Genomic DNA, 6985 nt, shown 5'->3' with positions numbered 1-6985 from the left:
CGGGCGCGTGGACAACGCGCCCGCACCCAGGGACTACTTGTCGACCCGGACCGTCGTCAGGTCCAGGAACCAGGACTGCGGCTGCACCAGGCCGTGGACATTCGGCGCGAGGGCCCGCGGATTGCGGTCGTTGACGACGAAGAGCCAGGGGGCGTCGTCGGTGACCTGGGAGAGCGCCTCGCGGTAGCTCTTCTCGCGCGCGCCCCGGTCGGGGTCGGCGGCCGCCGCGGCGAGCAGGTCGTCGACCTTCGGGTTGCTGTAACCGCCGGTCCAGAAGGGGCTGTCGCTGCCGATGAAGAGCGGCAGCAGCGCCTCGGACTGGAAGAGCGTCGTGGACTGGGCGATGGCGTCCGAGTCCAGCGCGACCTCGCCCTTCGCCTCGGCCCCGATGAGCGTGGCCCAGTCTGTGGTGCGCAGGGCGACCTTGATCCCGACGGCCGCCAGGTCCCGCTGGAGCGCCTGGGCTATCGGCACCGGCAGAAGGTTTCCCGAGCCGCCGGTGGGGACGGTCACCGAGGTCGAGAACCCGTCGGCCCCGCCCGCCTCCTTGAGCAGCCGCCGGGCCTTGGCGGGGTCGTACCCGTAGGTGTCCTTGGCCGGGTCGTAGGCGAGCGTGGACCTGGGGGCCGCCTGGCGGGCCGGTTCGGCGGTGCCGTGGAGCAGCTTCTCCGCGATGGCCTCCCGGTTGATGGCGTAGTTCGCCGCCCGCCGGACCCTCGGGTCCTTCCAGGGCCCCTTCTCGGTGTCGAGGATCCAGTACCAGAGGTGGTCGTAGCTGTTGGTGACGGTCTTGACGCCCTCGGTCTTGAGCGTCGCGATGTCGTCGGGGTTGGGGTACTCGATCCAGTTGACCGCGCCGGAGCGCAGGGCGGCCGTGCGGGCCGCCGTGTCGGGCAGCGCCTTGACGACGAGCCGGTCGACCCTCGGGGCTCCGCGCCAGTACGCCGTGTTGGCCTTCAACTCGATCTCCTCACCGGCCCGTTGCGAGGTGAAGGCGAAGGGGCCTGTGCCGACCGGGTGCTTGGCGAAGTCCGCCGACCCGGTCTTGCGCACCGCGGTGGGGCTGGCGATCAGCACGTGCGCCAGGTCCTCGGGGAAGTGGCCGTTCGGCTTCGCGGTGACCAGTTCGACGCGGTCGGCGTCGAGTTTCCGGTACGAGCTGATGCCTCCGGCGTACTCGCCGGCCGCCGCGCCGAGCTCCTCGCTCCAGTAGCGGCTCTTCCTGTCCAGGTAGCGGTCCAGGTTGAAGACGACGGCGTCGGCGTCGAAGGCGGTGCCATCCTGGAACTTCACGCCCTTGCGGAGCGTGAACGTCCAGGTGCGGTTGTCGGCGGCGACCTTCCACGAGGTGGCGAGCGCGCCGGTGACCGGCGGCGGGGCGTCCGTCTTCGAGAGGTCGTAGCGGGTGAGCCCCTCGTACAGCTGGAAGCTCACCAGGCGCTTGCCCTCGAAGCCCGCGCCGCCGATCATCGTGTCGGTGTTCGGGAGTTTTCCGGTCGCGCCGATGACGAGGGTGCCGCCGCGCCCGGAGACTCCGGTGGACTCCCCCGAGGCCTCGGACGTGCAGCCCGCCGCGGTGAGCGTGGTGGCGGCGGCGCAGAACAGGGCCACGGCGGTGCGGAGGGAGGGCTGGCTTCGGCCACGGTGCGGCTGGGGCAGGGGCGGGGCGTTCATCGCTGGTCCTCCGGGAGGCGGTGTGGCGGGGTCGGGAGCAGGGGCGTACCGGCCGCTGGGGCACGGGACTTCTGGGGTGGCACGCGGGGCCGGGCTTCGGGGGGCGCACCGGTCGCCGCGGCGAGCAGCGCCCGGGTGTAGGGGTGGCGGGGGGCCGCCCAGACGCGTGCGGCCGTGCCCTCCTCCACGACCCGGCCGTGCCGCAGGACGACGACCCGCTGGGCGAGGCTCCGGACGACGGCGAGGTCGTGGGAGATGAACAGGCAGGCCAAGGCGTGCCGTTCGCGCAGTTCGGTGAACAGGTCGAGGACCTGGGCCTGGACCCGCCGGTCGAGGGCGGACGTCGGTTCGTCGCAGACGAGGAGGTCGGGGCCGGTGGCGAGGGCGCGGGCGATGGCCACCCGCTGGAGCTGGCCGCCGGACAGTTCGCGGGGGTAGCGGGCGGTCAGCGCCGGATCGAGGCCGACCTGGTCGAAGAGGGCGGCCACCCGGGCGGGCCGCTCCCGCCGGGGGACGCCGTGGGTCCGCAGCACGAACGCCACGGACTCACCGGCCCGCAGCGCCGGGTTGAGCGAGGCGCGGGGGTGCTGGGGGACGAACTGGAGCCGGGCGCGCGCCGGACGGTCGGCCCGCCCGCGCAGCCGGTACGGGTCGAGGCCGTCGAAGCGTACGGTGCCGGCGGCCGGCCGGAGCAGGCCGAGGGCCAGCCGGGCCAGGGTCGACTTGCCGGAACCCGACTCGCCGACCAGTCCGACGGTACGGCCCGCCTCGACAGTGAGGGACACCCCGTCGAGGGCCGGCCGGCCGGTGGCGCCCGGGTAGCGGTGGGTGATGTCGTCGAGGACGAGCAGCGGGCGGGTCATGCGCGCACTCCGGGTTCGGCCGCGACGAGCTCGGCCGCGTAGGGATGGACCGGGCGGGACAGGATCTGCTCGGTGTCGCCGGTCTCGACGATCCGGCCGTCGCGCATGACGGCGGTCCGGCCGCCGATCGCGCGGGCCACGGTCAGGTCGTGGGTGACCAGGAGCAGGGCGATGCCCCGCTCGGTCCGCAGTGCGTGGAACAGCGCGAGGATCTCGGCCCGGACCAGGGCGTCGAGCGCGGTGGTGGGTTCGTCCGCCACCAGGAGTCCCGGCGAGCAGGAGACGGCCAGGGCGATGGCCGCGCGCTGCCGGAGTCCCCCGGACAGTTCGTGCGGGAAGCTCCGGGCGACCCGGCCGGGCTCCTGGACGCCCGCCCGGGACAGCAGTTCCGGTACGGCGGCGCGGGCCCGGCCGCGGCCCTCCACCACCCGGTGGCGCCGGAGCACCTCGGCGATCTGCGGGCCGATCCGGCGGAGCGGGTCGAGGGAGCCGCTCGGGTCCTGGGGGACGTAGCCGATCCGCCGGCCGCGGACGGTGGACAGCGCGCGCTCGTCCAGGGCGCGCAGCTCGGTCCCGTCGAGGCGGACGCTGCCGCTGACCGCCGCCCCCTGGCCGGGGAGGCCGAGCACCGTGCGGGCCACGGTGGTCTTGCCGCTGCCCGACCCGCCGACGAGCACCAGGGCCTCCCCCGCCCCGATCGCGAACGAGACGGCGTCCACCGCGGTGACCGGGATGCCGCCGGACGGGTAGCGGACCGTCAGGTCGGCGACGTCGAGGGCGTTCACCTGAGCACCTCCGGGCGGAGGGCCGCACCGTCGCCCAGGCGGCGGCGCAGCGCCTCTCCCAGCGTGTTGAAGACGACGGAGACGGCGAGGACGACCAGTGCGGGCAGGACCGCGACGCCGGGGTGGGTGAGCAGGACGGGGCGCAGTTCGTCGAGCATCGCGCCCCATTCGGGGGCCGGGGGCGGCACGCCGAGGCCGAGGAAGGAGAGCCCGGCGGCGTAGACGATGGCGAGGCCGACCAGGGAGGAGCAGTAGACGAGGACCACCGGGGCGACCACCGGCGCGACCTGGCGCAGCGCGACGGAGACACGTCCTGCTCCGCTCACCCGGGCCGCCTCCAGGTACTCGGCCGTCCGGATGCGCTGCACCTCGGTGAACGCCACCCGGGCGACCGCGGGGGTGAGCACGACCGACAGGGAGATCACGGTGGTGGAGAGGCCGGGTGTCAGGAGGGTGGCGACCGCGATGGCGAGCAGCACGCCGGGGAAGGCGTACAGGACGTCGAGGGTGCGGAGCAGGGCCTGTTCGGTGATCCGGCCGCCCAGGCCGGCGGCCGTGCCGAGGGCCAGGCCGGCGACGGCGGCGATGGTGACCGGCAGCAGGCCGCCCACCAGCGAGGGCCGGGTCGCCGCGACGAGCCGGCTGAGCATGTCCCGGCCCTGCGCGTCGGTGCCCAGCGGGTGACCGGGGGTCCAGAGTTCCGCGAGGCGCTCGTCCAGGCTCCCGGCGGTCGGGTCGACCGGCGCCAAATAAGGGCCGGTGAGGGCCACGGCGAGGAGCAGCACGGCGAGCCCCGCGGGCCACAGCAGGCCCGGCCCGTACGGCTTCCAGCCGGTCATCGGGTGCTCCTCAGCCGGGGGTCGACCCAGGCGTGGGCGGCGTCGACGAGGATGTTGATGCCGACGAACGCTACGGCGACGGCGAGGACGCCACCCTGGACGAGTGGGAGGTCCCGGGCGGACAGCGCGTCGTACAGCAGGCGGCCGAGGCCGGGCCAGGCGAAGAGGGTCTCCACGAACACCACCCCTTCCAGGAGATAGGCGAGCTGGAGGCCGCCGATGGTCAGCAGGACCGGGGACGCGTTGTGCGAGCAGTGCCGCAGGACGGCCGCGCGGCTCAGTCCCCGGGAGCGGAGTCCGTCCGCGAGGTCCGAGGTGAGCTGGGTGCTGAGCGCGGTCCCGAAGACCCGGGCGGTGAGGCCCAGCGGCACCAGGGCAGCGGCGACGGCGGGCAGGACGAGATGGCGTGCCAGGTCGAGGGGTCCGCCCCCGCCGAACACGTCGTGGGTGCCGCCGGAGGGCAGCACGCGGAGCCAGACCGCGAAGACCGCCGTCAGCAGCAGGGCCACCGAGTACTGCGGCGCGGACACGGCGAGCGTGGTCAGGGCGCTCGACAGCCGCCCCAGCGGACCGCGGGGCCGCAGCGCGCCTACCGCTCCCAGGAGCACCCCGCCGCCGAGGACCAGGACGAACGCGGTGCTCGTGAGGAGCAGGGTCTGGCCGAGGGCGGGCAGCAGCACCTCGGTCACCGGGCGCTGGCCGGCCGTCGAGGTGCCCAGGTCCAACTGGACGGTGTGCCAAAGCCAGTGGGCGTACCGCACGGGCAGGGGCTCGCCCAGGCCCAGCCGCTCGCTGAGCGCCTGGCGGGCCTCCGGGGGCGCCCCGGGACCGAGCAGCGCGCTGACCGGGTCGCCGGGGATCAGGGCGACCGTCGCGAAGACGACGACGGTGACGCCCAGCACCGTCGGGACGGCGAGCAGCAGCCGGCGCAGCAGGAAGCGTCTCACCCCTCGGTCCACCGGGGTGGTTCGCCGAAAATCCCGGCGGGTGCGGATCGGGGGGCGCGCATGAACGGTCCTTCCGGGGTTCGTGTGGGCGGGGCGTGGTGGGCGCGGTGGGTGCGCGGTCGCCGGCCGGGGGCCGCTGGGCGGCGCTTCGGCGCTGGTGGGGCGGGGTGGCGGGCGGCGCCGCCGTGCTGTCCGCCGGTTCGAAGAATGAGCCGGGGCGGCGTGGTTCAGCCAGTCAGCGGTTCATGCTGATACCCCGGGTCACAGGATCGGCGGGCCTCCGTACGGGCGGCGGCGGGGCCGCGCGGGCCCCGGCTCGCATTGACCGGTATCGGGAGCCGTCCGTAGACTCGGGGTATGCCCCTGCCACGAGCCGACTTCACCTTCACCAATATCGGCGGCTCGTGGCATCGCAGGTGCTTCGACGAGCTCTGTAGCGCACGCGCGCGGTTCTGACCCCCGGTCGATTCCCGGGCCGCGGAGCCGCTTTCCTCTGTCGGCCGGGCCTGCCCGACCCCCGCACGCACCGAGCGCCGGCCCCGTCGGACCGGACGGGCGAGCGGGCGACCCGCTCCTCACCGTCACCCCCGAGGGGAACGCACCGCGATGCCCAGCTTCTTCCGAGAACGCGTGTTCCACCGCACCTTTCGAGAACGCACCCCCCGCTCCGGCGCGACGGAGTACGCGGGAGGTGGCGCTCTGTGGACGTCCTGACCGAGACCCTGTCCGCCGGGCCCGGCACCGACCGGCAGCCGCTCTCAGTGGCGCGCGGCCGCGCGGCGGGGGCCGAGGCGCTGCACACCGAGATAGACAATCCGCTGGACCTGATAGCCGGGCACCAACTCCTCGCCGAGAGCGGGGACATGCGCGCGGTCCAGGTCCCGGCGTCCCGCCGCCGGCCCGCCGATCCGCGCTGTGCCTGCGGGCATCCGCTGTGCACCGAGGGGGAGGGCGGACGGGACACCACCCGGGTCTTCCTGGTGGAGTCCCATCCGGTGACCAGCGCGGGCCTGCGCAGTGTCCTGGCGGCCGTGCCCGGCATGACGGTCGTCGGGAGCTCGGCGGGCACGGCCCGGGCCGTGGAGGCGGTGCGCCGCATCCGGCCGGACGTGATTCTGCTCGGCGGCGGGGGTGCGCTCAGCGACCATCTCGCCGCCGCGGCCCGGCTGCGCGCCCCGGACGGCGCGCCCCAGGCCCGCGTCCTGCTGCTGCGCCGGGCGGAGAGCACCACGGAGGCGAGCCGGATCCTGCTCGCCGGGGCCAGCGGCTGCTTCCCGCTGGACCTGGCGGAGGACCGGATCATCGCGGCGGTGTCGATGGCGGCGGACGGCGGGACGGTCTTCCTGCCGGCCCCGCCGCCGGCCCGCGTCCAGCCGTCAGGTCCGCAGGCCCACATGACCGAGTCACCACCGCAGTTGTGCAACCTGACGGCCCGTGAGCGCGAGGTGCTCGCCCAACTGGCCCGCGGGCTCTCCAACGCGGAGATCGGCCGGGCCCTCGCCCTGGCGGAGGCCACGGTCAAGAAGCACCTGACGCAGGCCATGCGCAAGACGGGGCAGCCCGACCGGCTCCGGGCGGCGCTGTACGCGCACCGGCACGGACTGGCTGGCTGACCCGGGCCCCGCGACCTCGCGCGCTCGCTGCACCTCCGCGCCACATCGCCGCCGTACCCCGCCGCCGCACGGGCCGTGCGGCCCGCACGGGCGGGCTCCCCCCTGGGAGCCCGCCCGTTCCCGTGCCCCCGCCCGGAGAAGGCGGGAAGGGACCCCGGCGGGCGACGTTCGGAGCATGGCCCGGGAGCCGATCGTCGCCGTCGCCGACTCCGTTCGGGGCTACTGGCGGACCCGGCGCCGTCCCTAACGTTGCGGCCGGACCGG

The 6985-nt window shown here is 75.0% G+C and carries 6 protein-coding genes; 1 reads left to right on the top strand and 5 read right to left on the bottom strand.

Going from position 1 to position 6985, the window contains the following annotated elements; translation table 11 throughout:
• Positions 1 to 33 precede the first annotated feature (33 nt).
• From ACFWSK_RS31040 to ACFWSK_RS31020, 5 genes are read right to left on the bottom strand one after another with little or no spacing between them, the layout of a single operon-like run.
• Positions 34 to 1674 carry an ABC transporter substrate-binding protein gene (locus ACFWSK_RS31040; protein WP_383793403.1) on the bottom strand — a complete coding sequence of 547 codons (1641 nt, stop codon included), beginning with the start codon at positions 1672 to 1674 and terminating at the stop codon, positions 34 to 36.
• Complete coding sequence (locus ACFWSK_RS31035; protein ID WP_383793400.1) at positions 1671 to 2537, bottom strand: ABC transporter ATP-binding protein; 867 nt, start codon at positions 2535 to 2537, stop codon at positions 1671 to 1673. The genes ACFWSK_RS31040 and ACFWSK_RS31035 overlap by 4 nt, the downstream gene beginning before the upstream one ends.
• Positions 2534 to 3322: an ABC transporter ATP-binding protein gene (locus ACFWSK_RS31030; protein ID WP_383793397.1), complete on the bottom strand. Its 789-nt coding sequence runs from the start codon at positions 3320 to 3322 to the stop codon at positions 2534 to 2536. Before ACFWSK_RS31030 ends, ACFWSK_RS31035 begins: the two co-directional genes overlap by 4 nt.
• Complete coding sequence (locus ACFWSK_RS31025) at positions 3319 to 4161, bottom strand: ABC transporter permease (protein ID WP_383793395.1); 843 nt, start codon at positions 4159 to 4161, stop codon at positions 3319 to 3321. The genes ACFWSK_RS31030 and ACFWSK_RS31025 overlap by 4 nt, the downstream gene beginning before the upstream one ends.
• Positions 4158 to 5108, bottom strand: coding sequence for an ABC transporter permease (locus tag ACFWSK_RS31020; protein WP_383793392.1), 951 nt, complete (start codon positions 5106 to 5108; stop codon positions 4158 to 4160). Before ACFWSK_RS31020 ends, ACFWSK_RS31025 begins: the two co-directional genes overlap by 4 nt.
• A gap of 701 nt (positions 5109 to 5809) precedes the next feature.
• Between ACFWSK_RS31020 and ACFWSK_RS31015 the strand changes: the two genes are divergently transcribed.
• Positions 5810 to 6721 (top strand): response regulator transcription factor, encoded by a 912-nt coding sequence (locus ACFWSK_RS31015; RefSeq protein WP_383793389.1) that lies wholly within the window; start codon positions 5810 to 5812, stop codon positions 6719 to 6721.
• Positions 6722 to 6985: the final 264 nt, after the last annotated feature.

Origin of the sequence: Streptomyces sp. NPDC058620, assembly GCF_042717135.1 — a bacterium.
Classification (GTDB): domain Bacteria; phylum Actinomycetota; class Actinomycetes; order Streptomycetales; family Streptomycetaceae; genus Streptomyces.
This window is presented reverse-complemented; position numbering and strand designations above follow the sequence as displayed.

Excerpts from the sequence above, each read along its gene's own strand:
- ACFWSK_RS31040 (WP_383793403.1), bottom strand. The coding sequence starts at position 1,674 with ATGAACGCCCCGCCCCTGCCCCAGCCGCACCGTGGCCGAAGCCAGCCC.
- ACFWSK_RS31035 (WP_383793400.1), bottom strand. The coding sequence starts at position 2,537 with ATGACCCGCCCGCTGCTCGTCCTCGACGACATCACCCACCGCTACCCG.
- ACFWSK_RS31025 (WP_383793395.1), bottom strand. The coding sequence starts at position 4,161 with ATGACCGGCTGGAAGCCGTACGGGCCGGGCCTGCTGTGGCCCGCGGGG.